Origin of the sequence: Nostoc sp. DedSLP04, from assembly GCF_034530775.1 — a bacterium.
Classification (GTDB): Bacteria; Cyanobacteriota; Cyanobacteriia; order Cyanobacteriales; family Nostocaceae; genus Nostoc.
This window is the reverse complement of record NZ_JAVRCL010000001.1, coordinates 254,554-278,439: the sequence shown is the minus strand read 5'-3', so window position 1 is coordinate 278,439 and position 23,886 is coordinate 254,554. Positions and strand designations below refer to the sequence as shown.

22 protein-coding genes and 1 pseudogene are annotated in these 23,886 nt (G+C 42.2%); 8 read left to right on the top strand and 15 right to left on the bottom strand.

The window, feature by feature from the left end:
- Nucleotides 1-139: 139 nt before the first annotated feature.
- The 4 genes from RMX89_RS00920 to RMX89_RS00905 form a co-directional block, all read right to left on the bottom strand.
- On the bottom strand, nt 140-847 hold the full coding sequence (locus RMX89_RS00920; protein ID WP_099100678.1) for a DevA family ABC transporter ATP-binding protein: 708 nt from the start codon (nt 845-847) through the stop codon (nt 140-142).
- 128 nt (nt 848-975) lie between these two features.
- Nucleotides 976-2,130, bottom strand: a complete 1,155-nt coding sequence (gene devC, locus RMX89_RS00915; protein WP_322687612.1) for an ABC transporter permease DevC — start codon at nt 2,128-2,130, stop codon at nt 976-978.
- A gap of 123 nt (nt 2,131-2,253) precedes the next feature.
- The gene (locus RMX89_RS00910; RefSeq protein ID WP_322673509.1) at nt 2,254-3,678 is read right to left on the bottom strand and encodes an HlyD family efflux transporter periplasmic adaptor subunit; all 1,425 of its coding nucleotides are present in this window, start codon (nt 3,676-3,678) and stop codon (nt 2,254-2,256) included.
- Nucleotides 3,679-4,541: 863 nt separating this feature from the next.
- Entirely contained in the window at nt 4,542-5,279 is a 738-nt protein-coding gene (locus RMX89_RS00905) for a phycocyanobilin:ferredoxin oxidoreductase (protein WP_322687593.1), read from the bottom strand.
- 201 nt (nt 5,280-5,480) lie between these two features.
- Between RMX89_RS00905 and RMX89_RS00900 the strand changes: the two genes are divergently transcribed.
- On the top strand, nt 5,481-5,708 hold the full coding sequence (locus RMX89_RS00900; protein WP_322687592.1) for a hypothetical protein: 228 nt from the start codon (nt 5,481-5,483) through the stop codon (nt 5,706-5,708).
- Nucleotides 5,709-5,823: 115 nt separating this feature from the next.
- Here RMX89_RS00900 and RMX89_RS00895 read toward each other — a convergent pair whose 3' ends face one another.
- From RMX89_RS00895 to RMX89_RS00875, 5 genes are all read right to left on the bottom strand, one after another.
- Nucleotides 5,824-6,420, bottom strand: coding sequence for a nucleoside triphosphate pyrophosphatase (locus RMX89_RS00895; protein WP_322687591.1), 597 nt, complete (start codon nt 6,418-6,420; stop codon nt 5,824-5,826).
- A gap of 115 nt (nt 6,421-6,535) precedes the next feature.
- Complete coding sequence (psbP, locus tag RMX89_RS00890; protein ID WP_322673513.1) at nt 6,536-7,081, bottom strand: photosystem II reaction center PsbP; 546 nt, start codon at nt 7,079-7,081, stop codon at nt 6,536-6,538.
- Between the two features lie 405 nt (nt 7,082-7,486).
- On the bottom strand, nt 7,487-7,816 hold the full coding sequence (locus RMX89_RS00885; RefSeq protein WP_069072884.1) for a ribulose bisphosphate carboxylase small subunit: 330 nt from the start codon (nt 7,814-7,816) through the stop codon (nt 7,487-7,489).
- A gap of 45 nt (nt 7,817-7,861) precedes the next feature.
- Nucleotides 7,862-8,269, bottom strand: a complete 408-nt coding sequence (gene rcbX / locus RMX89_RS00880) for a RuBisCO chaperone RbcX (RefSeq protein WP_322673514.1) — start codon at nt 8,267-8,269, stop codon at nt 7,862-7,864.
- A gap of 260 nt (nt 8,270-8,529) precedes the next feature.
- A complete protein-coding gene (locus RMX89_RS00875; protein ID WP_322673515.1) occupies nt 8,530-9,960 on the bottom strand; it encodes a form I ribulose bisphosphate carboxylase large subunit in 1,431 nt (476 codons plus the stop codon).
- A gap of 862 nt (nt 9,961-10,822) precedes the next feature.
- On the opposite strand from RMX89_RS00875, the gene RMX89_RS00870 reads away from it, so the two are divergent.
- The 7 genes and pseudogenes from RMX89_RS00870 to RMX89_RS00840 all read left to right on the top strand — a co-directional run bounded on the left by RMX89_RS00870 (nt 10,823) and on the right by RMX89_RS00840 (nt 18,432).
- Complete coding sequence (locus RMX89_RS00870; RefSeq protein ID WP_322687590.1) at nt 10,823-11,929, top strand: ligand-binding sensor domain-containing protein; 1,107 nt, start codon at nt 10,823-10,825, stop codon at nt 11,927-11,929.
- Between the two features lie 101 nt (nt 11,930-12,030).
- The gene (gene panB / locus RMX89_RS00865; protein WP_322683119.1) at nt 12,031-12,801 is read left to right on the top strand and encodes a 3-methyl-2-oxobutanoate hydroxymethyltransferase; all 771 of its coding nucleotides are present in this window, start codon (nt 12,031-12,033) and stop codon (nt 12,799-12,801) included.
- 87 nt (nt 12,802-12,888) lie between these two features.
- Nucleotides 12,889-14,928, top strand: a pseudogene (locus RMX89_RS00860) (protein kinase domain-containing protein).
- A 238-nt stretch (nt 14,929-15,166) separates the two neighbouring features.
- On the top strand, nt 15,167-15,937 hold the full coding sequence (locus tag RMX89_RS00855; protein WP_322683118.1) for an Rpn family recombination-promoting nuclease/putative transposase: 771 nt from the start codon (nt 15,167-15,169) through the stop codon (nt 15,935-15,937).
- Between the two features lie 170 nt (nt 15,938-16,107).
- Nucleotides 16,108-16,386, top strand: a complete 279-nt coding sequence (locus RMX89_RS00850) for a prevent-host-death protein (RefSeq protein ID WP_322687589.1) — start codon at nt 16,108-16,110, stop codon at nt 16,384-16,386.
- A 490-nt stretch (nt 16,387-16,876) separates the two neighbouring features.
- Nucleotides 16,877-17,713 carry a 4-hydroxy-tetrahydrodipicolinate reductase gene (gene dapB, locus RMX89_RS00845; RefSeq protein WP_322687588.1) on the top strand — a complete coding sequence of 279 codons (837 nt, stop codon included), beginning with the start codon at nt 16,877-16,879 and terminating at the stop codon, nt 17,711-17,713.
- 32 nt (nt 17,714-17,745) lie between these two features.
- Nucleotides 17,746-18,432: a phosphate ABC transporter permease gene (locus tag RMX89_RS00840; protein ID WP_322673520.1), complete on the top strand. Its 687-nt coding sequence runs from the start codon at nt 17,746-17,748 to the stop codon at nt 18,430-18,432.
- A gap of 184 nt (nt 18,433-18,616) precedes the next feature.
- On the opposite strand, the gene RMX89_RS00835 is transcribed toward RMX89_RS00840, so the two are convergent.
- The 6 genes from RMX89_RS00835 to RMX89_RS00810 form a co-directional block, all read right to left on the bottom strand.
- Nucleotides 18,617-20,032: a right-handed parallel beta-helix repeat-containing protein gene (locus RMX89_RS00835; protein ID WP_322687587.1), complete on the bottom strand. Its 1,416-nt coding sequence runs from the start codon at nt 20,030-20,032 to the stop codon at nt 18,617-18,619.
- Between the two features lie 104 nt (nt 20,033-20,136).
- Nucleotides 20,137-20,766: a precorrin-8X methylmutase gene (locus RMX89_RS00830; RefSeq protein ID WP_322673522.1), complete on the bottom strand. Its 630-nt coding sequence runs from the start codon at nt 20,764-20,766 to the stop codon at nt 20,137-20,139.
- Between the two features lie 109 nt (nt 20,767-20,875).
- Nucleotides 20,876-21,685, bottom strand: coding sequence for a TPM domain-containing protein (locus RMX89_RS00825; RefSeq protein WP_322687586.1), 810 nt, complete (start codon nt 21,683-21,685; stop codon nt 20,876-20,878).
- A gap of 356 nt (nt 21,686-22,041) precedes the next feature.
- A complete protein-coding gene (locus tag RMX89_RS00820) occupies nt 22,042-22,581 on the bottom strand; it encodes a DUF948 domain-containing protein (protein WP_322673524.1) in 540 nt (179 codons plus the stop codon).
- Between the two features lie 11 nt (nt 22,582-22,592).
- Entirely contained in the window at nt 22,593-22,943 is a 351-nt protein-coding gene (locus tag RMX89_RS00815; protein WP_099101749.1) for a YtxH domain-containing protein, read from the bottom strand.
- Nucleotides 22,944-23,267: 324 nt separating this feature from the next.
- Nucleotides 23,268-23,603: a hypothetical protein gene (locus RMX89_RS00810; protein ID WP_322673525.1), complete on the bottom strand. Its 336-nt coding sequence runs from the start codon at nt 23,601-23,603 to the stop codon at nt 23,268-23,270.
- Nucleotides 23,604-23,886: the final 283 nt, after the last annotated feature.

The following is a 23,886-nucleotide window of genomic DNA, read 5'->3' as shown; positions in this document are numbered from 1 at the left end:
GTCACTTGTACAGAGTTTCAACTGCGCGGTAATCGAGCGAAGTCGAGATTCAACTACCGCGTAGTCGCTGGCGTAGCCTCTCCAAAAGTTGTATTGGTCATTCACAAAGGACAAAGGACAAATGACTAATGACTAAAAATCATGACTGAATAACTGTATTGGGGGAATTACGGGTTAAAAGACCATCTTCCATTTCGACGATGCGATCGGCTATGTCTAAAATGCGGTTGTCGTGCGTAACTAACAAGATTGTAGTTCCCTGATTTTTGGCTAGACTCTGCATTATTTCCACGACATCGCGTCCTGATTGTTTGTCTAATGCTGCTGTTGGTTCGTCTGCTAGAACCAAGGGGGGACGATTCACCAAGGCGCGGGCGATCGCAATTCTTTGTTTTTGTCCACCAGAAAGATTATCTGGGTAGTAATCAACTCGTTCTTCTAGACCTACAGACCCCAGCATAGCTTTTGATTTAGCCATTGCTTCTGCTTGAGAAATATTATCGTTCAATTCCACTGCCATTTGCACATTTTGCTTGGCTGTCAAGAACCCTAGCAAATTGTGAGCTTGGAAAATATAACCAATGTTGCGTCGCATCTGCACTAATTTGTTTTGACTGACGCCAATAAGTTCTTCACCTAAAAATTTTAAACTTCCTTCTTGTACAGACCGCAAACCACCAATTAAGCTCAGTAATGTTGTTTTACCTGAACCCGATGGCCCGGTCATAATCACAATCTCACCTGGATAAATGTCTAGGTTGATATCAAATAATATTTGTTTTCTCAGTGCGCCTTTGCCATAGAAGTGATTGAGATTTTTAATGGCGATTACAGGTTCTTTTTCCATGATATTTTTGTTATTTATAAATTAGTAGTTCCAAACTTTAACTGTAGGGACTTTCAGAAATTAAATTTGCTTGTTTTTTATCATAAGCCAAAATTATTATTCATATTTTTTAATTAACATTGTATTAATTAAAAGATATCTGCTGGATCGGCAGAGCGTAATTTTCTAACTGCGATCGCACCAGAAATAATGCACATTAGCATAGTCAAAATTAATACCATTACCGCTCGCTCAAAACTCATAAAAACTGGTAAAAGTGTTGCATTTCTGGCGCTGCTATACATAAATAAGGCAAAAACTATCCCAGGTAAATAGCCTAAAACTGCTAATAATAAGGCTTCTTGAAGAATGACTGTCAATAAATAGTTTTGTGTGTAACCTATCGCCTTGAGAGTAGCATACTCAGCTAAGTGGTCTGCAACTTCTGTATAAAGAATTTGATAAACAATCACAGTTCCCACAATGAAACCCATGACAGTCCCTAATGTGAAAATAAAGCCAATAGCTGTACTATTCGCCCAGTAACTCCGCTCAAAATCAATAAACTCTTGTTTAGTTAAAACATTCACTTCATTAGGTAAATACTTTCGTAATTGTTGGGCAACAATATTAGCATCGGCTCCCGGTTTTAATCTAATTAGCCCAATATCAATTAATCCTTTTTGACGATTGCTGAATATTCGGAAAAAGTTGAGATCGCTTGTAATTAAATTACCATCTGCACCAAATGATGCACCTAACGTAAATAGCCCTTCTACTTTAATTCGCCGCCTTCGTACTTCTGCTGTTACAGTCTTTCCTTGGTCATAATTAGCAGCGATCGGCCCATACTCTACCCTAGAAGAACGGTCAAAGAGAACTACATCAGGTAGTTTAAGTTTATCTAAATTTTCCTGAACTCCAGGTAAATTAACTAGGTTAGTTTCTGGGTTCATTCCAAAAATTAGGATACTCCGAGGACGCCCGGTTACAGGATTTTTCCAGATTGTAAAGTCCAAATAGATCGGATGTACAGATTGAACTGCGGGTAATTCTAAAGCTTTATATAACCGTCGCTGAGAAAAGCTTCTCATCGCCAATATAGCGTTAGATTGACTATTAATTAAAACAATATCGCCTTGCAAACTGTTATGGAATCTAACGTTACTATAATACAGAGCATCTCGAAAGCCGAGTTGCATAAACATTAAAATATCGGCAAAAGCAATTCCTGCTAATGCCACAGCTAGGCGAGTTTTTTCCCTTGTCAGTTGTAGCCATGAAAGAGGTATTTTTTGATTCATTTTATAGGCATCCAAGCAGAGTTCAGATAATTCGTAATTCGTAATTCGTAATTCGTAATTAAGAGCATTTTCAATCCAAAATATCAAGTTGTACATTGGTATTGCTGCTCACCTATAACTTAATTAGTTATTAATATCAACAAGAACTTTGGCGTAAGTTAAACCAGAAACTTTTTGGCTATCTTCTGGAGACAGAGCAATTTTAACTTCTACTACTCTGGCATCCACATCTGCGGCTGGATCTGTATTCAGTACATCTTTTTTACCAATTTTTCTGCCAATTTCAGTGACAGTCCCTTTTAATTCACCGTTAAATGCGCCGTTATCACTGGTGATAGTAGCATTTTGACCAAGACGCACTTTACCAATGCTGTCTTCAGCGACTTCAGCAATTACAAACATTTGGTTGGTTTGGCCAAGTTCAGCAATGCCATTTGCGCCGATCGCTTCGCCTGATTTGGCGTAAACCTTTAAAATTTCTCCAGCGATTGGTGCTTGAACATAGCTCAATCTCAGTTCTGCTTCGGCTTTTCTGACATTTGCGATCGCATTGCTAACTTGGGCTTGCGCTACTTGCACATCGGTAGGACTAACATCTAAAATTCTGCTTAGTTTGGCCTTTTCTTCATCGATTTGTCTTTGCAAAGTTGCTAAAGTTTTATCACGATTAACTCTGGCTTCGATTAACTGCTGTTGCAAAGTTGCTAAATTTTGTATTTGGGTAGCTCTGGCTTCGGCAAGTTGCTGTCGCAAAGTTGCCAATGTCTGCTTTAGGGTAGCTTGGCTTTCAGCCACCTGTTGATTAGAAGTTACTGCACTCAAGCGTCTTCTGTCCCGCTCTTGCTGAGAAATAGCACCTTCTTTGTATAAATAATCATAGCGTCCGGCATCGACTTGAGCATTGCGCTGTTCGGCTTGAATACGTGCAAGCGTTGCTCTGAGAGCATCTCTTTGCCCACTGAGTTCAGCTTCTAGGCGATTCACGGTTGCTTGTTGGACAAGTTTATCACCACTTAACTGAGCTGCAATCCGCGCGATCGTTGCTTGCCCTGCATTCCTTTCGCCAATTAACTGCGCTTGTAGACGAGCAATAACTGCTCTTTGAGCTTGAATATCTCTTGGAGAGCCAGCCCTGACTTGCGCTAAATTCGCACTGGCTTCTTGGACTTTCGCTTTTGCCTCTTGTAGTCCGGCTACTTGGGTATCGCGGTTGTCCAAAATTGCCACAATTTGACCTTGCTTTACCCGTTCACCCTCTCTCACTAGAAGTTGCTGAATTCGTGATGATGGTGCTAATCCTGATGATGGGGCGGACAATTTAACAACTTCGCCTCGCGGTTCCAAACGCCCTACAGCACTAATGCTATTGGTAGATGGCATTACGGGTGCGGATGTAGTTAGTTTTCTTAACTGCTCGATTTTGGCCGTACCTAGTATCCCAGCAGCGATTACTACTGGCACGGCTACAGCGATACCCCACCAAATCTTAGGTTGTTCATGATTTAGTGTCTGTTCACTTGGTTTCGGCTTTTCAGTCACCCTTGACATAGTATGTTGCCCATTTACCTGAATTGTGCTGATGGAAGTAAAAATAAAAAGGTTTTTAATCAACAGCCAGCTGTTAGGACAAACAACAGTGGTTTCAAGCTGGGTATGGCTTAAAAATCCATTGTGTGATGAACGTTCAACACTATGGCTTTACAAAATGGTGTTTTCTATAGCCGCTCATTATGTATGCAATACACTTTGACCTCTCTCCAAACCTCTCTCCTAAAAGGAGAGAGGCTTTGAAGCTTACTTACTCCCCTTCCCTCGTAGGGAAGGGGCTGGGGGTTAGGTCTGTATTGAAACCCAGAAACGCTATAGTAGCTGACTATTTAATAACTCTGAGTATTATTGAGACATGAGTGCAATGGAAGTTAGCTGAATTCACAAGCAGTATGAATTTAGATATAGAGACGCGATATATCAGGTCTCTATAAAAAATTCTAAATTGGTATGATGCGCTACTTTACTGCTACATTTACTACGGCTATAGTTGGTCACAAAATTGAAAAGAAATATCAAAAATAGACTGTTGCCTTTGTTGGACACAATCTTGCTAAAAAAGTTAGTCTTCCTTAAGTCAATCAACGATTAACTAACTAAAAAATGTCTGTCAATTTGAACATTCCTAACATCACATCAGAGTTTCCTTAACTTTCTGGTCAATGAGTTAGCTGTCTCTAGTTGTTTGCACCTACCAAGACAACAAACCATTTTGTGATATTCGCTTCAAAGACCTTACTATTCTCCTTGTTGCTGTTTTGGAACTCCATAAAACTCTCGTTGAATGAATTCTACATTTATCCATTAGCTGAAAACGTAGCAGAGCCTACAGATGGGAGAGATGAGGGTGATGGAGGAGATGATTAAGTTGGCAGGTCGAATAAAACTGTGGTCATATAATTTTCTGCCCAAGCTGGGCCAAAGGCTTTTTCAAGTACGCGGCGGGTTTTATCGTTTTGCTGCTGTTTGGTGCAGTAGTTGTGTTGTCCGGCAAGATTTTGGGTGACTTGTTCAACTGAAACAGGATGTGACGCGATCGCTTGGGTGCAATGAATGTCTAAAAATTCTCGCACCCGCGAGAGAAACATTGTTTCTTCTTCAGGGGAACTGGGGCGGACAAAGATACAAAAATCAGAAAAAATATTTCCCCATTCTGGTAATTCACGGGGTTGGGAAAAGTTAAGCACTGTTAGCTGTGTCAGCGCCGAAGTATAAGATTCTGGTAAGGTGCGTTCTGCTTGAATAGGAGAAAGGTCTGCGATCGCTGCACTAATTTGACCTCTACCCCCAACTAAATCGCAACCAAACATCGGCAGGTTGTATTCTGGGCGAGGAAACATGACGCAGTGCAAAATATCCAGCATATTTCCGATTTTTGCCAGTTCCAAGTGCATTTTCCGAAACTGGGGCGTTTGATAGCAACGGTTTTCAATCGTCAGTTTTTCGCCTTCTAGTCTACCTTCCACATACCCCAACTCATTAGGCAAATGGTAAGGGGATAAATCCAGGTGCTGATGCCAAGCTGCCTCAATACAATCAGCTAGCTGACGAATTAGGGGATGTTGTTGCTCGCGCAGCGAGGGCATAGAAGTAAATGACATATTCTAGTTGGGAATGCGATCTAGTGGCCAGTCTACAACCTGTCGTGCCATACCTGTTGTGGTCTGCAATATAAGCAAACACTTACACCCAGCCAACGTAAATTTATAAGACAGATACTTTTCAGAAGGATTATTTATTTTGTAGTCTAGGTTACAGAATTAATTTTGGATTAGCCCATTCGTAAAGGCTAATAGAAAGCTATGAAACTAGATTCTCGTAGACCAGATTTGGCTGTGCAACCAAAAAGACAGAATCTGGAAGGTTTGCAGCAGTTAAGAGCTTCTACTTGGGTAAACCTTTTGCAACTTCCCAACCCCTTTAGTTTTGACGAAGCACTTTTATTGTGTCCGGTTTCAGCAGATGAATGGCTAGCCTGGATTCCAGATCATGGCGAAGCAATACTCAATATCAGGCAATTTAGTTATTAGTTATTGGTCTTTGGGCACTTGTACTGAGCGTAGTCGTTGGCGTAGCCTCTCGTAGAGAAGTATTGGGCACTAGGCATTGGTTATTCACTTTGGACAAATGACAAATGACAAATGACTATTGCTGCCAGAAATCAGTGACATCGTATGCCAATTCACTTAACATCTGCCGCAGCAGAGGTAAACTCAGTCCAATTACATTGCTGTGGCAGCCTTCAATTTTTTCTACAAAGAAACTACCAAAACCCTCAATGGCAAAAGCACCAGCACACTTGAGCGGTTCACCTGTGGCAACATAAGCTTTAATTGCCTTCTCGCTCATTTGAGCAAAGTAAACTCTTGTGACTTGTGACTTGACTAAAGTACGGTTTTGCTGATTATCAATTAAGGCGTGACCTGTGTACAAGTCGCCAAAGTTACCTTGCATTATCTGCCAACGAGCGATCGCTTCAGAGAAGTCTGCTGGTTTGCCGTAAATTTCACCATTGATGGACAAAACTGAATCACAACCTATAATCAAAGCTGATTGAAACTGTGGGGCTACTGTTTCCGCTTTATACTGGGCAAGAGTTTTGACCAATTCTGCTGGTTCACTTAGTTCAATTTGCGACTCATCAAAGTCACTAGGTTGAACTATTGGTTCAATACCAACAGTTTGCAGCAAGCGGCGTCGGGCTGGAGAAGCTGAAGCAAGTACAAAAGGTGGAATTTTCATGAGATTTTAGAAAAATTATTAATTGGGCATTGGGCATTGGGCATTGGGCATTGTAATTAAGTTTCTTTCTTATTCCCCATTCCCAATTCCCCATTCCCCATTCCCTACTCCCTAATTAATAAACAGAAAAAGAATTAACAACCTCATCAATCATTCGTTTAACTTTTTGCCAGCGTTTTTCAGGAATTGAGGCGTTGAAGGTAAAAAGTTTACCACGGCTCACAGCAACGCTGGCGATGTTGTGTCGTTCCTGTTGATTGGGGAGTTTAACCTCATACTCTAAAAGGTAGTATGTTTTACCGTCTACTTCTCGCTGGGCAGCATTGACTAATTCAGCCGAACGACCAGAATCAGGAGGCGCAAGAGCTGCTTTTCCTAATTTGTATCCTACTTCTGTTGGGGTTCCCAATTCTGACAAAGTTTTGCCTTCAGGAACTGGGCTAATCACAACCGAAACATTTTCAGACACCTCAATCAAATCGTGGAAAACCACATCTGGCCCATCGGCAACTTTAACTGGCAGCCAGCCGTTAGGATATAAAAACTGATAGCCATCACCACTGTCTACAAAGCTTTTGAGTCCAGCCGCAGCCGCAACATCCGAATTACTCAGACTGAAGCTCAACACCAATAGCAAAATTAATACAATTCGTTTCCACATTTCTACAGATTCCTTTGGGCTGGAGATAACACAAGGCTTGCATCATTTCTCGTCTTTATTCTCCCACCAACCGGGACGCTTCGGATAATGTATTAGATGGTGAAGTATAAATGCTTATGTTCCCTAACGTCTAATTTTGAAGAAGAATTCAAAAGTCAAAATTCAGTAGTCATCAAGACGCTTCTGGTAGAAAAGCATCTCCGACAGGAGAAGGCTTTACGCTACGCTATCCGTCAGTTTACAGAATTCCCAACTGAATCCTGGCTCACCTTGACTGCGCTTCGCGGATCGCCTGACTCCTGAATTCTGTTTGAAAAAAAAGGAGAGGCAGATAATTCTACCTCTCCTATACAGGGACAAACAAATGACTTGAACTATCCCATGATTAATTCCAACTGACTAGACTTAGTATCTGTTGGGTTTGTGAACAAGAAAGCTGAGAACTTGGCACTGCTTGATGTTGTCAAAACCCACAACACGGATATAGCTGTTGTTAAATTGAGAACGGCATCCTTGAACTTCGCTCAATACTTCTTGAGTAGATTTAGCACCGAACAAAGGCAACTTCCACATTGTCCAATATAATTCTGTTGGCTCAGAAGTTTCGTTAAACTCGATCGCAGGAATGTAACCTTGATTCAAGATGTACTGGACTTGTTTAGCGATTTGAGCATCAGACAGAGGGGGAAGATAAGAAAGGGTTTCGTAACGACGCTCTTTTGGTAAAGTTTGCATAGCTTTTGATAATGGGTTGCGATTTTTACTAGTAGATTGACCGAACTAATTGGATAAGTTATCCAAATCCCGATCTGAAGGTGTTTGCTGTTCTGGTTGCAGACTGGGGTTAGATGTGTCTATTAGTGTGATGCGTTCTAAATGCTGGCGACGCTGCTCCATGTTGGCTTGCTGAATGCCAGTGCGAACCATTTCCGGTAAAAATTCTGCAATTTCTTCCGCAATATGTTCTCTGACAGTCATGATTCGCAAAGCCAAATCTGGTTTTTCTCGCAACAGTTGCTCAATGAATGACTCACCATTTTGAATTTTGCCAGACGAAAAGTTATGCAACCAAAGTTCTAATGGCGGATTAGTTTCACCTAGCTGTGCCAATACTGTCCTTAGAGCCTGATAAGTCAGATAGCTTTGGAGAGTTTTGGCTGTGTCCTTCGCAATTTGCTTAAGATTCATGCTTGACCCCAGCCCTGAAGAGTTATGAGTTATGAGTTACGAGTTATGAATTAATGCAAATCCTAACTCTTGTACAGACGCGATTAATGAGCCAGCGCGTTGCGGTGAATCCAGCGCTGTAGGCAACTGGTGACATCCAAAAGAGGGTTTCCAAGGCAGCTGCTCATGGGGGAAGCCCCCAAAACCGCGCTGCCTTACCGTTGTAGCGACTGGCGTCGCGTCTTTACTTCTAACTCTTAACTCTTAACTGTTAACCCAGATCAGACGGTATCCATTGCTTCAAACTCGAACTTGATTTCTTTCCACAGTTCGCAAGCAGCAGCCAGTTCAGGAGACCATTTGGCAGCTTCACGGATGATATCGTTACCTTCACGAGCCAAGTTGCGGCCTTCGTTACGAGCTTGAACAACGGCTTCTAAGGCAACGCGGTTAGCAGTTGCACCAGGAGCGTTACCCCAAGGGTGTCCCAGAGTACCACCACCGAACTGTAGTACGGAGTCATCACCAAAGATTTCTACTAGCGCGGGCATGTGCCATACGTGGATACCACCAGAAGCAACTGCCATTACACCAGGTAGAGAAGCCCAGTCTTGGGTAAAGTAAATACCACGAGACTTGTCTTGCTCAATGTAGTTTTCACGCAACAGGTCAACGAAGCCCATTGTGATGCCGCGCTCACCTTCTAATTTACCAACTACTGTACCAGTGTGGATGTGGTCGCCACCAGACAAACGTAGAGCTTTAGCCAATACACGGAAGTGAATACCGTGGTTCTTTTGACGGTCAATTACAGCGTGCATAGCACGGTGAATGTGCAGCAAGATACCATTATCGCGGCACCAACGAGCCAATGTGGTGTTGGCGGTGAAACCTGCGGTGAGGTAGTCATGCATGATGATGGGCATTTTGAGTTCTTTAGCGTACTCAGCCCGCTTCAGCATTTCTTCACAGGTAGGAGCGGTGACGTTTAGGTAGTGACCTTTAATTTCACCGGTTTCTGCTTGAGATTTGTTGATAGCTTCAGCGACGAACAAGAAGCGATCGCGCCATCTTTGGAATGGTGCGGAGTTAATGTTTTCGTCGTCTTTGGTGAAGTCCAAACCACCGCGTAAGCACTCGTATACAGCGCGTCCGTAGTTCTTAGCGGAAAGACCCAATTTGGGCTTAATGGTACAACCCAACAAAGGACGACCGTATTTGTTTAACTTGTCGCGCTCAACTTGGATACCGTGAGGAGGCCCTTGGAAGGTCTTGATGTAAGCTACTGGGAAACGGATGTCTTCTAGACGCAGTGCCCGTAGAGCTTTGAAACCAAATACGTTACCGACAATTGAGGTCAATACGTTGGTTACAGAGCCTTCTTCAAATAAGTCCAAAGGATAGGCAACGTAACAAATGTACTGGTTGTCTTCGCCCCGAACTGGTTCGATGTCGTAGCAACGACCTTTGTAGCGATCGAGGTCGGTGAGCAAATCTGTCCACACAGTTGTCCAAGTACCTGTGGAGGATTCAGCCGCAACAGCCGCACCTGCTTCTTCGGGAGGAACACCAGGCTGAGGTGTCATACGGAACGCAGCTAGAAGATCGGTATCTTTTGGTGTGTAATCCGGTGTGTAATAAGTTAGTCTGTAATCTTTAACCCCGGCTTGATACCCAGATTTGCTCTGAGTCTTCGTTTGAGCGTAAGACATAATTTTATCCTTCCCTGAAATCACTCTTGTTAATTATCAAATCACGTTTTGTGCAACTTCCCCTCACCCCGCTCTTGCCCCCCTTGAGCGAGGGGAAGATCGGAAAAATTTTTTGTTAGGAGTTGCCTTTGGCAAAGGTTAGCAGTTTTTTTGCGGCGGACACAATGGATAGCGGTGGTAGCCCTCCTCACCAGTGTTTTCCCCTTCTAGGGGTACACGACCTAGCGCTTCTACTGTTCCCTCTTGCTAAAAATCAAAATTCTTTTTTACCTCTTCTTCGCACCCAACTAAACCTTCTCTTCTCAATTTCACCAAAACTTCCGCACTTTGCGGCTTGATTTAGATAATTCCCCCATAAATTCGGGTATTTAGGGGATTGGGCTGGCTGGCACACATTCCCGCCTTTACACTCCTTATATCTTTCCCTTTGATGGAAAAAATACCAGAAAAGAATTTACTTGACAGAGATTTAGCAGAGTGGTGAGCAAAAGATAAAAGAATTGCACACCACGTAATTTGTAACTTGTTTCACAATATATCAAGAATTCGATAAGTTATTCTTTGAAAGTTTTTAACTTATCTATTTAATTTTGTTATTACATAAAGATTTAAACTTTTTGTTACAAAAGCTTTACAAAATGTCATTAATGATATTCGGGGACTGGGTATTGGGTATTGGGTAATGAGAAAGTATTCCTAAATATTTATTTCCTAGTTCCCAGTCCCCAGTCCCCAATCCCCAGTCCCCAGTCCCCAGTCCCCAGTCCCCAGTCCCCAGTCCCCAATCCCCAATCCCCAATGTTTAAAAAATCCCAGCAAGGGGAACACTGAAATTAACCCAAAGCCAGTTTAGGTAAATGCTATGGGTACTGTCTTTAAAGGAAATGTCACCGTGGTATTGTTTTACAAGCGTACTAGTTTATTAATTACTTCTATCTTGCTGGGGTCGATAGCTTTGCCAAATATGGGATGGGCGCAAAAAACCCCTGACATTAATTCATCTGATGTAACCCCCGCTTACCCAGCTTCCGCACCGCCACCGCGAGTAGAATCTTTGCCTGATGAGCGGGGAGTTGAAGAAAATTCGCCAAAAACTGATTATCGTGTTGGTAATTTATTGGGAGATGTTACAGGTAATCTTTGGGTAGGTTCTTGGCGGGGATTATCGCGGATCGATCCTAAAACCGGCAAGATTATTTCTCGTGTTAGCTTACCAAATGTTGCCATTGGGGCTTTAGCCCAAGACAAAGTAGGACGTTTGTGGGTAGGAAGTTATGAGGGACTAGTTCGAGTTGACCCCCGCACTAACGAAATCACCGCGCAAAATTTATTTTTGCCTTCTAAACGCGTGTTGTCACTGTTACTTGACAAACGGGGTTATTTGTGGACTGGAACCGATAGCGGTTTAGCTCTCATTAGTCCCGACCAAGGCTTGATTATGACAACATTAAAAAATCTGCCTGGTGTCAGTGCTAACGCCCTGACTTTAGATGCTGAAGGTCATTTGTGGGTTGGTACTCTGGATGGATTGGTGCGGGTAAATACTGCTAGTGCTGCGATTATGAAGCGAATAGCCGATTTACCAGGAACGACTGTACAAGCTTTAGCTATTAGTCCAGAAGGGTTAATTTGGGCGGGAATGCCGAATAATTTGCTAGTTATTAACCCAAAAACTGGTGCAGTGTTGCGGTCTGTAACTCGTTTGCGTGGGCGTGACGTGACAGCAGTACGTTTTGCGAAAGATGGTAGCGTCTGGGTCGGGACTAATAATGGTTTGTTACGATTAAATCCAAATACAGGAGCTGTATTAGACTCAGAAGTTGCTGGACTTCCTTCTAGTCGGGTTCTTACCCTTGCACCTGACATCGGCAATAAATTATGGATTGGTACTAGTGAAGGTCTAGCGTGGTTAATGCCCAAAACGGACAGTGCAAAACCCCATATTGCTTTCAGTCGCGCCGTTAAATGATTAGTCATTTGTCCTTTGTCCTTTGTCATTAGTCATTTGCTAAGGACAGAAGACAAAGGACAAAAAATCCAAAATCTAAAATCTAAAATCTAAAATTGGCAATGGCAATCACTACCCAGCAATTAATTCAATGGAAACAACAGGGACGTTCAATTGTGGCGTTGACTGCCTGGGATTATGCGATCGCTCAACTCCTGGACGCAGCTGGTGTAGACTTAATCCTTGTGGGTGATTCTATGGCAGTAGTTTTAGGGTATGAAACAACACTGCCGATAACTTTGGATGAAATAATATACCACGCTAAAGCTGTACGCCGTGGGGTTAAACGGGCATTAGTAGTTGTAGATTTACCATTTCTAACGTATCAAGAAAGTCTCCAACAAGCGATGCACTCAGCTGGGCGGGTACTAAAGGAAACAGGCGCTCAAGCGGTAAAGTTAGAAGGTGGCTATCCAGCAATGGCCGAAACTGTGGCTCGTCTAGTAGAAGCCGGAATTCCAGTTATGGGTCATGTGGGTTTGACACCGCAATCGATACATCAACTGGGTTTGCGACAACAAGGTAAAACGCAAGAAGCCAGTGAGAGGATTTTACTTGAAGCGATCGCTCTCGAACAAGCGGGTGTATTTTCTCTCGTGTTAGAGCATATCCCCGCAGATTTAGCAATGCAGATTTCACAAAAATTAAGTATTCCCACAATTGGTATCGGTGCGGGAATTCACTGCGATGGACAAGTTTTAGTTACCTCAGATATCCTCGGACTTGCCCAGAAGCATCCACCATTCGCCAAAGTTTACACGAATTTGCGCGAGACGATTACCAAAGCTGTACAAGATTATGCTGTGGAAGTGAGAGAAAGGAAGTTTCCATAACTGAATTTATCTAATCTTTTGCAATTTCTCCAAGGAATAACTTGTAGCTAAGGGATAATAATTACATTTGCTTATAGATGCACAGTTATGATCTGCTGCCTAAATCCAGCTTGCGATAATCCGCCCAATCCAAGATCGCACAATGTTTTGCTCTAACTGCGGCACAGGATTGGTGGTGTTGAGAAACCGCTATCGCCCAATTCAATTACTAGGAAGTGGCGGATTTGCTAACACCTATTTAGCAAAAGATTTAGACAAGCTGAATGAATATTGTGTTATCAAGCAATTTGCGCCACGAGTGCAGGGAACTGCGGCAATAAACAAAGCCACAGAACTATTTGAGCAAGAAGCAAGGCGACTGCAACAACTAGGAGAACATCCGCAAATTCCGACGCTGTTGGCGTACTTTGAAGAAGAAAATAATCTGTATTTAGTGCAGCAGTTTATCAACGGGCAGAATTTATTAGCTGAATTAAAACAACAGGGAACTTTCAACGAAGAAAAAATCTGGGAAGTTTTGCTTGATTTATTAAATATCCTGAAAAAGGTTCATCAGCACAAAGTTATTCACCGCGATATCAAACCAGAAAATATCATTCGTCGCAGCACTGACGGCAAGTTAGTGTTGATAGATTTTGGGATTTCCAAGCAACTCACCATGACAGTTATCACTAACCCAGTAACAAGAATTGGTTCCCCTGGTTATGCGCCATTAGAACAAATACAGGATGGTAAAGCTTATCCAGCAAGTGATTTATATAGTGTTGGTGCAACTTGCTTTCACTTACTGAGTGGAATTCACCCTTGGATAATGTGGGAACAACAAGGTTATGGGTGGGTTTCTTCTTGGCGGCAGCATTTGCAACAACCACAAAGCAGCGAATTGGAGAAGATTCTTGATAAGTTACTGCAAACAGATTATCAGCAACGTTACCAATCTGCTGAGGAAGTTTTACAGGATTTTAGTTCACCGTCACCATCACTTTCAACAGTACACCCAACTCAGCCAGTAGTTGAAAATCAACCAGCATCATCATTCCCTGCTACATTGCTTCATCAGCATCAAACTGGAACATCACCAGCACCAGTAAAGCCAAAAGTACCGCTACAAAAGCCATCTAGACAAAATATTAATTGGAGAACAAGATTATTGGTGGGTGCTGCTATTACAATAGTTGGAACTCAAATCTATGGTTCTGTTCGCTATGGCTTGTTTCCAACTAATCCGATATCTATAATTGCCAGCATACCAAGCGGAGTTTTATTACAAAGAACTCTCACAAGGCATTCTGGCGGGGTTTATTCTGTTGCCATTAGTCCAGATGGCAAAACCCTTGCAAGTGGTAGTGCTGACAGTACCATCAAACTGTGGAATATCCCAAGAGGAGAGCTAATCCGCACCCTTACAGGGCATTCTGGCTTGATTTATTCCGTCGCCATCAGCCCAGATGGCAAAACCCTTGCTAGTGGTAGTTTTGACACCACCATAAAACTGTGGAATCTGGCAACCGGAGAACAAATAGGCACTCTCACAAGGCACTCTAACTCGGTTTATTCCGTCGCCATCAGCCCAGATGGCAAAACCCTTGCTAGTATTGCTGACAACACCATCAAACTGTGGAATCTGGCAACCAAAGAGCAAATCCGCACCCTTCCTTCGGAACGCTACGCGAACACCGGACATTCTAGCTTTGTTTATTCCGTCGCCATCAGCCCAGATGGCAACACCCTTGCCAGTGGTAGTCTTGACAACACCATCAGACTGTGGAATCTGGCAACGGGAGAGCTAATCCGCACCCTCAATAGGCATTCTGACGGGGTTATTTGCGTTGCCATCAGCCGAGATGGCAAAACCCTTGCCAGTGGTTGGCAACAGGAGAAGAAATCCGCACCCTAACAGGGCATTCTGACGGGGTTTTTTCCGTCGCCATCAGCCGAGATGGCAAAACCCTTGCCAGTGGTAGTGCTGACAACACCATCAAATTGTGGAATCTGGCAACAGGAGAAGAAATCCGCACTCTCAATAGGCATTCTCAGGGGGTTATTTCCGTCGCCTTTAGCCCAGATGGCAAAACCCTTGTTAGTGGTAGTGATGACAAGACCATCAAAATTTGGCGGCTAAAGTAGTGAGTGCTGCGATCGCTGTTTTGAGTATTTATCTGAATACAGAAGAAGTAACCTAAACTAAAATCAATATGGTTGGCTCATATTAGCCTCGATATAGGAGACGCATTTGTTGGCGAAGTTAAACACGCTCTCAATCGTATAGTAGAGAATATTCCAATTGTTAGTGCACATACAGCATTTGATGCTTATTCAATTACAAGACTTTGGTGATATTGACTTTAATTGAGCAAATATAAGTGTGAAAACTGACAGCATCTTTTATCGTCTGTTTCAAGAATTTCCCCATATCTTCTTTGAACTGATTGGCAACTCAGGCGAGACAGCGAATCTCTACCAATTTTCTTCAGTTGAAGTCAAACAAACAGCTTTCAGAATTGATGGTGTATTTCTGCCCATCCAAGATCGAGAAGTGCCGATTTATTTTGTCGAGGTTCAATTTCAACCAGACATAGAGATTTACTTACGCTTAGTATCAGAAATTTCTTTATACTTACGCCAAAATAGACGCAAAAATCCTTGGCGAGGAGTGGTGATTTATCCCAGCAGAGATATAGATATAGGTGAGAAAGAAGATTTCATAGAATTCTTCCACAGCCAGCGTATCAGTAGAATTTACTTAGATGAATTAGGCTCAACTGCATCCTTACCAATAGGCATTGCTACGATAAAATTAGTAATTGAAGACGAAGATACAGCCATTAACAGCGCCAAGGAATTAATCAACCGCACCCAGCAAGCATTAAATTTGCAACTTCCACAAAAACAATTATTAGAATTGATTGAGACAATCCTAGTTTATAAATTTCCCAAAATGAGTCGCAAGGAGATAGAAGCAATGTTTGGCTTAAGCGATTTAAAGCAAACGCGGGTTTACCAAGAAGGACGTTTAGAAGCAAAATTAGAAGCTGTACCTAAACTTTTAGCATTGGGTTTAACTGTAGAACAGATAGCGCAGGCCTTGGATTTAGATGTTGCACAAGTCCAGCAAGTAGAACAGCAAAAGCGATAACTTCTCTGCGAGACGCTACGCGTAGCTTGCTTCCCCGTAGGGGTACGTTAAGCTTTGCTAACGCCGGAATAATTGCCGCGATCGCACATTAATCAAGATTATCTGGGTTTATGCCAAGCGATATCTAAAGTTACGTTAAGTTATAATCAGCAGTCCAACATTTAAAACAAATGAACTGGAAACTTGACGAAGCACAACAAAAACTGCTAGAGGTGATTGATGCGATCGCATCAGAACCTCAATTAATCTTCAAGCAGGACAAATTAGTTGCTGCGATCGTAGAACTTAAACTTTTTCAAGCCTTCCTTGCTTGGCATCAGCAACAAAAAGTCTCTTCCTTCGCAGACGCTTTTGCAGAATTACGTCAAATCTGTGCTGAAGAAAATTATATTTTAGAAACTCCTGCACGATGTAGCGATCGCCCTATTCCATTTGCTGAGGAAAGTTAAAGAAATAAGGAAATAATCGAGAACATAAAAAACCCCGACTTGATAGCCGAGGTAAATGGGAGAAGTCCAAATGTCGATGGGATATTGCAAAACCGAAGTCTGTTTTTCTTAGTTAACACCCAATGCAACCAAAACTATATAGGTAATAGACAAGGTGCAATTTTAGCTATGCAGCTTACTCTAGGGCTTTACTAAGCTATGTAAAGAAATATAACAATAATATTACAAATGGTCAATTAGACTTGACAAACAAAGGCTAATATAATTTATAAGGAATACTTATCAAAACAGTACGATCGGCAAATAAAACGGGTTACTGGGTGGATAGTGCAATGAAAGCGAGAACCGATGTTTTGGGGAGTAGAAAAACTAAGCGATTAGCTGCACAATTCAGGGTAGGTGGAATTAAGCCAGAGATTTGAGAAGCTAGCTACTAGATCGCGAAAGTCTTTACAATTCCTTTGTTGACTCAAAAAGTATTTCTCGACCTATGACGAATCAAGCTCCTATCCCGGTTATTGTCAACGGTGCTGCTGGCAAAATGGGCCGTGAAGTGGTTAAGGCGGTGGCACAAGCGCCTGATTTAAACCTAGTGGGTGCAATTGACTACAGTTTAGAACATCAAGATAAAGATGCCGGGGAGTTGGCGGGTTTAAGCGAACCTCTGGAAGTGCCAATTACCAATCAATTAGAACCGATGTTGGGATATGTGGCTGGTGACAGACAGTCTCCTCCAGGGGTGATTGTAGACTTTACCCATCCCGATTCAGTTTATGACAATATTCGCAGTGCGATCGCTTACGGTATTCGTCCTGTAGTCGGCACTACTGGGTTAAGTCCAGAACAAATTCAAGATTTGGCAGATTTTGCCGACAAAGCTAGCACTGGTTGCCTAATTATTCCTAATTTTTCCATTGGCATGGTACTGTTGCAACAAGCTGCGATCGCAGCCTCAAAATATTTTGACCATGTGGAAATTATCGAACTGCATCACAACCAAAAAGCTGATGCACCCAGTGGTACTGCCATTCAAACAGCGCAGTTATTAGGAGAATTGGGTAAAACTTTTAACCCTGCTGTTGTAGAAGAAACGGAGAAATTACCAGGAGCCAGGGGCAGTATCGCAGATGAAGGAATTAGAATTCATAGCGTCCGCTTGCCGGGATTGATTGCCCATCAGGAAGTGATTTTTGGCGCAGCAGGGCAGATTTATACTTTACGACATGATACGAGCGATCGCGCTTGTTATATGCCAGGAGTGCTACTAGCGATTCGCAAAGTCTTAGCGCTAAAGTCGTTAGTATATGGATTAGAAAAGATACTTTAAACTCACTATTGGGCATTCATTACTTAGCACTCATGTTAGTACCACTGACTCGCCAGAAATTTGAACAAGTTGTCCCCCTAATTGCCACTGGTTTGCAGTACAAGTACTACTGGGGGAAATTCTCAAATTTTTTGCAACGGCTGTTAATTTCTGTAGTTGCGGTAGTTGTTATTTTGCTTGTAACAGTTATTTTCAAGCTTGAGTTTGCTTCAATAGTATTTGTACTAGGGGTAATTAGCGCTTTTTTTTGGCTGTGGTATCCAGTGTTTCAAGCAAGTATGCGGAATTTACAATGCCGTCGTTATAAGTACGGCGGCTTTTTCCGTGGTCGAGTCCTAGATTGGTGGATTACAGACCAGTTGATAGGTAAAACCGAAACAGTCAACAACAAAGGCGAATTGGTGATTGTAGAAAACCGAGAAAAACAGATAAATTTAGAGGTAGGTGATGACACAGGATTTAGCATTGAGTTTGTAGCGCCATTACGTCCTGCCCACAAAGTTATTACTCGCGGTCAAATTGCAGAAATGGTAGTGATGTCAAATCGCCCAGATTTGAGCAGTATTGATGAATTTAGCGATATATACTTTCCCAATCGTGACCTGTGGGTTAGCGATTATCCTTATCTGCGTCGGGATTTCTTTAACGAAGTCGGTCGTCGCTTGCGTGAAGACCAACAACAAAAGCCGCGTCGGCGGCGTCGTAGAGTAGAGGATTGAAGAAGTGATTACTAGACGACCTACACCTTGCATCTATGTAGGGTTCAAATCATTTAATAATTACGAGATTACGAGCTAAATATCGCCAATATCTCGGCAGGTTGCTCTCAACTGCAAAAATTCTCAATGGTTGTCCAAGAGGTTAGAGCATTTAAATTCGGGATAAATCTTTCCTGCCTGATTGCTAACGAGAGCATCCCACTTTGATGAGTTTTCCTTGCAAGCGATAAGTCACTGTCCCACAGGCAAAACCTGCCGACTTAGATTCTACATAAGGCCGTGTCGGCGGATTTTGTCTATCTAACCGCGATTTCCAATTGCCAGATATTTTTTTTAGAGTGGGATACTTGCTTAAAAATTGTGAGCCTGCAACAATATCGTGAGGCCCTTTAACATTTATTTTAGAGCTATTCATGTAAATATTATAATCATAAACAGCGTTTTTATTTTTAGTCTTATTATTAATATTTTTTCCAGGGAAAGCATAAAGAATGTTCCTAAGAATTCTGACATCAGATGATGTATAAGCAAATATTTGCCCGCCATTAAGTTCTGGACTTTGATTATTTAAAACAGCTGTGTTATTTACAATATCAACATGCTCGCTTAAAAATGCATGAATACCCGACCCACCATTATTAAATGCAAGATTATTTTGAACTAAAGTGTATCCTTTATATGCATCCAATTTGGAGTTATTTTGATCGTTTCTAGAACTATCGATAATAATACCATTACCGTCTGTGATCTTTCCGACTGCAATCCAAGGGATGTACATACGATTGTTGTAGGTTTTGTTGTTAGTAACAAATATCTTGTATCCCCGCTTCTTGTCAGAGTTCCAACTATTCAAAATTGAAATGCCACTGTTACCATAAACGCTATACCAGGCATTATCAAACACTTCGTTATTATTTATTGTTACATAATCCGATTGAATAGCGGAAATGCCTGCTCCTCCACACTTATGTACTTTGTTGTTGACAATACGTATATGGTGACTATGACCATTTGTTCGTCCATCCACACTGATGCAGTTTCCATTTGTTAGCGGGTTTTGTTTGTTAGTCTTCTGACTCATCGCATAATCAAGGGTTATATTGGCATTATTTCCTATTACCTCCAGCCCATTTATCTCGATATATGAAGCTCCATTTGAAATCGAGATACCGTTCCATGTATTGTGCTGAATTTTTGGGAAATGACCGGGATATGCTTTATACTTAATCCATGCATTTGCAGTTCCAGAACGTCTAATACTTACTGCACTACCAGCTTTTCTTAAATTTGTGTACACTCCGTTCATAATCAATACTGTATCGCCAGGGTTAGTCAGATTTGCTGCCTTTTGAATTGTTCTAAAGGCGGATGAAATAGAGAGTCCGCTATTTGTGTCATTTCCAACACCACTAACATAGTATGTTTTTGGAGTTGCCCTAATACTGATTAGCTGACGGTTGGATAAAATAATTTCCTTGTTAGTAGATACCTGACGAACGTTTTTAACTAAAGATACTTTTATTCCCTCTCCATCAGCCAAAAGACTTAATACCACAGGAATTGTAAGATATGCACTTAAATTGAAACCTTGAATTACCACAAGAAAAGGCTCCTTGAACGGCACGACTTCAGAAAAATATCAGGATATTCAATGATTGATGAATACTCTTTTGGATACAAAATATAATAATAGAGTCGACTTTCCTAGCTCCCCCGATTTCCATCTTGTCCATAGGCTTGCCAAGCTAAGTCTACCAACCCATCAACGATCGCAGCTGCTACAACTGCATTTCCTTTGCGGCCGTCAATTATAATGTGAGGTACTAGAGAGTCTTGTAAACGCTCCTTAGCTTCATCAACATTTACAAATCCCACTGGAGTTGCGATCGTTAAAGCAGGTCTAATTTCCTCAAGTTCAATTAAATCCAGCAGTGCAGTCAGGGCCGTTTGTGCTTGACCCACCACAAAAATTCCCTCTGGATAACGCTTTGCTAAGGTTTCTATTCCCCATGCTGCGCGAGTCTTTTCTTTTTGAGGGCGTGTGAGAGCTTCCATGCTGCAATACACTGGATTCGCAAAGGTATTTTGAATATCGTAGGCAATACCTACTTGTACCATCGGGACATCTACCACAATCGTGGTACGTGCGGCTAGCGCTGCTGCTCCAGCTTGCAAGGCACGCTCAGAAAAGCGAATCAAAGACTTATACTCAAAGTCAGCCGTGGCGTAGATTACCCGACGCACAATCTCATACTCTGCGGGTGAAAAGACATGATCGCCAATTTCACTATCAATGATTGCTAAACTTTGAGCATCAGTTACGTGCCATTCCATTTTTGTTGAGCTTCTCAAATATTAGCTTTCAGCTTATCAGCTTCAGAGAGTTAAGAGTTAGGAGTTAAGAGTTATAAGTTAATTAAACTACTCATTCCTAACTACTCACTCATAACTCATTACTAGAAGAAGACCGGCTGAAAATAGGAGATAGGTAGGCAACCAAGACGCCAATGAGAAACCCAGAGATATTGCGAACTAAAGGCAACCAGTCGCTTGTACGTGTCACAACGGGCCCAATGCCGAAGGCAATAAACAAGATTCCCCATAAAGGTGAGAAAATTAAAGCCCATTGCCAAGCAAAAACTTGTCCTTTTTGGCGGGGTTGAGCTGCAAATCCACAAATCACCCCACCAATAATTGAGGTAATCAAGGTGAGAATCCACTGCTCTCGTGGTAGTCCGGGGACAACATTACAACCCCCTTTGAGCAAACAGCCTTTAACGGATTCTAAGGCTTGTAGAATGGCTTGGTCTTCGCCTTGTTCGCGGACAAAATACAAATTACCGAAGCGAGTTTGCAGTTCTATCCAAAAAGTCCGGGGTAAAAGTTTATAAACAGCATCGCCGACGCTAAAACTGAGGATGTTACCGCCACGAGAATCGGCAACGAGTAGAATACTTTTGTCATCCAAACCCCAATATTTGATCACCGCGCGACCTGGGGTGCGGTCATATTGGGTTAAGACTCGCAATTTCCAGCCTGTATCGGCTTCAAACTGCTCTAAATCTTTGACAAGCTTTTCTTCTTGCAGTACAGGCAGAGATTTAGCTAAATCTACAACTGGGGTAAAGGTGTCAGGAAGTAACTCAGGATTGTCATAAGCCAATGCTGGGGGAGAATGCATCACCCAAATTGACCCAGCCAGGAAAAATACTGCAATAGATACTAGAATTCGTCGCCAAAAACAAGATTGCATGGACGTTTTTATACAAATATTAACGGTAAAAGCGAACAAGTTGTTTTAAAAGAGTACTAGAAAAATGATAGTCCTTTACACTTGTTTACTTTACTCTAATCTAGGGGATCAAAGCAAAAGGTTTTTGAGTATTGGGCATGGGGCAGGAAACGTAGATTCGGTTAATCGTTCGCGTAGTGTCCCTGTAGGGAAGAGCAACCCAACAAAACAATGTCAATGTTGGGTTGAGGAACAAAACCCAACCTACAATTAAGTCTAATTTGGGGTTTGAAAACACGCTCTAGGGACTAGGAAAAAGTTTTCAAATACCAATGCCTAATGCCCTATGCCCAATGCCCTATGCCCTATGCCCTAATTCAATCTTCGTCATCAAAATTGTTTTCCCAGCTAGTGGCATCGTTATAACCGTCATTAGCGCGGTACACTTCTGCTTTGATTCGGCGATTTTCTTGCCTTAACACTTCTCGTTCTCGCAACGTTAGTGGTGGTTTTTCATTGGTTGGTAAGCGATCGCTCGTCCGCCTTACGGGTTTTTGGCGCGTGAAGTTTTTCCAAGCAGCTTTCGCGCCAATAAAAATGCTGCGCGTACCTACTTGCAGATTTTGAGCCTGTTTTCTTGCAGTATCAAGACTTTGGTCAACTTGCTTCGCGACTTGACTAGCACTTTTTACGCCCTCACTGACATCATCAGTTAAGTCAGTGATTTCTAAGCCAGTCACGCGGATAGCTTCTAGAGTGGGTGGTAACTCCCGCGAGAGAGTATCAAATAGCTTTTCTGCACTGCGAGCCGCGCGTGCTAACTCCTGCAAAGCCGGTATCGCCGCCACTAAAACCGCAGTCAAGCTTGTAGCGACTAAAAGTAAGGAAAGTCCCAACCAAAACAGGGGTTCAATCACGGTTATGTCATTTATGAGCGTTCTAATGGCTGGGGAAGCGAATCTGAGTCTTCAACAGATGTTTGTCGCTTCAAGACTTGGCTTTCTCGCTGGCTGGCATCTACACCTGCTGCGATCGCTTCCCGTAATCGATCTAAAGTCTCATCCCAGTTTCGCAGTGCGCTAGCAGAGAGACGATCTGCCTGAATTTGCACACTCATTGATAAATCTTCTGCCAATTCTGGGATAGCATTAGCAGATTTTTTCAAAATTTTACGCGTTTCGCGCCCTGTGCGTGGAGCCACGAGTAAACCAGTCAAAGCACCGATTGTAGCTCCCAGCATCAAACCGCCAAAAAATACTCCAGAACGGTTATTAGACATGTTATTGTTTCTCTCCTTACACCCATTTTAGGTGGGTTTTCTCTCCTTGTAAGACTCAACCGATTTTATTCAGTTAATCTATGGTGACAAAATATCAGCCAGAAATGTTGCTTTTATTCATTAATATCAAAACTATTAATTACTTATAATTTAAAACTCCACACCACTTGCGGGATGGAGTTTTTGGGCATGGGGCATGGGGAAGAGTCTTCAATGCCCAATGCCCAATGCCCCAAGCGGCGGGGCGGCTATTCCTCTCCACGCCACTTGCGGGATAGAGTTTCCCGCCGCTTTCAATAAATGTTCGTGTGAATCTGACATAACTCATTTTGCAACTGTTCTTTTCCGAGATATTAACTCTAGCTTCAGAAAATAACGCTGCCAGATTTGCCGTCCTAGCAAAAGTAGACTGATAATTTGCCGCACTTGTTGAATTTGTATTTGTAGTGCTTGATTTCTCTGCCGTAAGTTATAAATATTCTGTTGGCTGAGATAAATATTTTCGGGTGCTTTATTCAGTGCTGCATTAGTACAACTTTCATAGGCGGTTAACCTATCTGCTATATATGCTAACTGCTGCTTAAGTTGCCACACCCGCCAAGCCACATAGAGTAGTACCAGTGAAATCAGGGTGTTAATTATGACAACTAAAATTACCATTGTTTATCTTGACCAATATTAGCTTTGAGGAATTGTTCTATATACTTGATTTCGCTCTTATTTAATGATGAAGAAACTAGAGGATAAAATTGATGGCACAAAGTACATCCTGGATTCTGACAATAAAAAGTAGTTAGATAATGCTCTAAGCGATATTGAAAGACTTGACTACGTGAAAATTAGTCTAACAAAGGCTGATAGCTAAAAAATCGCCAATTTGCCAATTTTGTAACAATGATATGTCTACACCTCGCAAAACCACAGCTACAATTGCCTTAGATTC

What these genes read in the sequence shown, in the direction of transcription:
- psbP (WP_322673513.1), bottom strand. Translation starts at nt 7,081, where the DNA reads ATGTGGAAACGAATTGTATTAATTTTGCTATTGGTGTTGAGCTTCAGT.
- RMX89_RS00910 (WP_322673509.1), bottom strand. Translation starts at nt 3,678, where the DNA reads ATGTCAAGGGTGACTGAAAAGCCGAAACCAAGTGAACAGACACTAAAT.
- RMX89_RS00875 (WP_322673515.1), bottom strand. Translation starts at nt 9,960, where the DNA reads ATGTCTTACGCTCAAACGAAGACTCAGAGCAAATCTGGGTATCAAGCC.
- panB (WP_322683119.1), top strand. Translation starts at nt 12,031, where the DNA reads ATGGCAATCACTACCCAGCAATTAATTCAATGGAAACAACAGGGACGT.
- RMX89_RS00830 (WP_322673522.1), bottom strand. Translation starts at nt 20,766, where the DNA reads ATGGAATGGCACGTAACTGATGCTCAAAGTTTAGCAATCATTGATAGT.
- RMX89_RS00815 (WP_099101749.1), bottom strand. Translation starts at nt 22,943, where the DNA reads ATGTCTAATAACCGTTCTGGAGTATTTTTTGGCGGTTTGATGCTGGGA.
- RMX89_RS00920 (WP_099100678.1), bottom strand. Translation starts at nt 847, where the DNA reads ATGGAAAAAGAACCTGTAATCGCCATTAAAAATCTCAATCACTTCTAT.
- RMX89_RS00905 (WP_322687593.1), bottom strand. Translation starts at nt 5,279, where the DNA reads ATGTCATTTACTTCTATGCCCTCGCTGCGCGAGCAACAACATCCCCTA.
- RMX89_RS00810 (WP_322673525.1), bottom strand. Translation starts at nt 23,603, where the DNA reads ATGGTAATTTTAGTTGTCATAATTAACACCCTGATTTCACTGGTACTA.
- rcbX (WP_322673514.1), bottom strand. Translation starts at nt 8,269, where the DNA reads ATGAATCTTAAGCAAATTGCGAAGGACACAGCCAAAACTCTCCAAAGC.
- RMX89_RS00885 (WP_069072884.1), bottom strand. Translation starts at nt 7,816, where the DNA reads ATGCAAACTTTACCAAAAGAGCGTCGTTACGAAACCCTTTCTTATCTT.
- RMX89_RS00840 (WP_322673520.1), top strand. Translation starts at nt 17,746, where the DNA reads ATGTTAGTACCACTGACTCGCCAGAAATTTGAACAAGTTGTCCCCCTA.
- RMX89_RS00895 (WP_322687591.1), bottom strand. Translation starts at nt 6,420, where the DNA reads ATGAAAATTCCACCTTTTGTACTTGCTTCAGCTTCTCCAGCCCGACGC.
- RMX89_RS00900 (WP_322687592.1), top strand. Translation starts at nt 5,481, where the DNA reads ATGAAACTAGATTCTCGTAGACCAGATTTGGCTGTGCAACCAAAAAGA.
- RMX89_RS00825 (WP_322687586.1), bottom strand. Translation starts at nt 21,685, where the DNA reads ATGCAATCTTGTTTTTGGCGACGAATTCTAGTATCTATTGCAGTATTT.
- RMX89_RS00850 (WP_322687589.1), top strand. Translation starts at nt 16,108, where the DNA reads ATGAACTGGAAACTTGACGAAGCACAACAAAAACTGCTAGAGGTGATT.
- RMX89_RS00870 (WP_322687590.1), top strand. Translation starts at nt 10,823, where the DNA reads ATGGGTACTGTCTTTAAAGGAAATGTCACCGTGGTATTGTTTTACAAG.
- dapB (WP_322687588.1), top strand. Translation starts at nt 16,877, where the DNA reads ATGACGAATCAAGCTCCTATCCCGGTTATTGTCAACGGTGCTGCTGGC.
- devC (WP_322687612.1), bottom strand. Translation starts at nt 2,130, where the DNA reads ATGAATCAAAAAATACCTCTTTCATGGCTACAACTGACAAGGGAAAAA.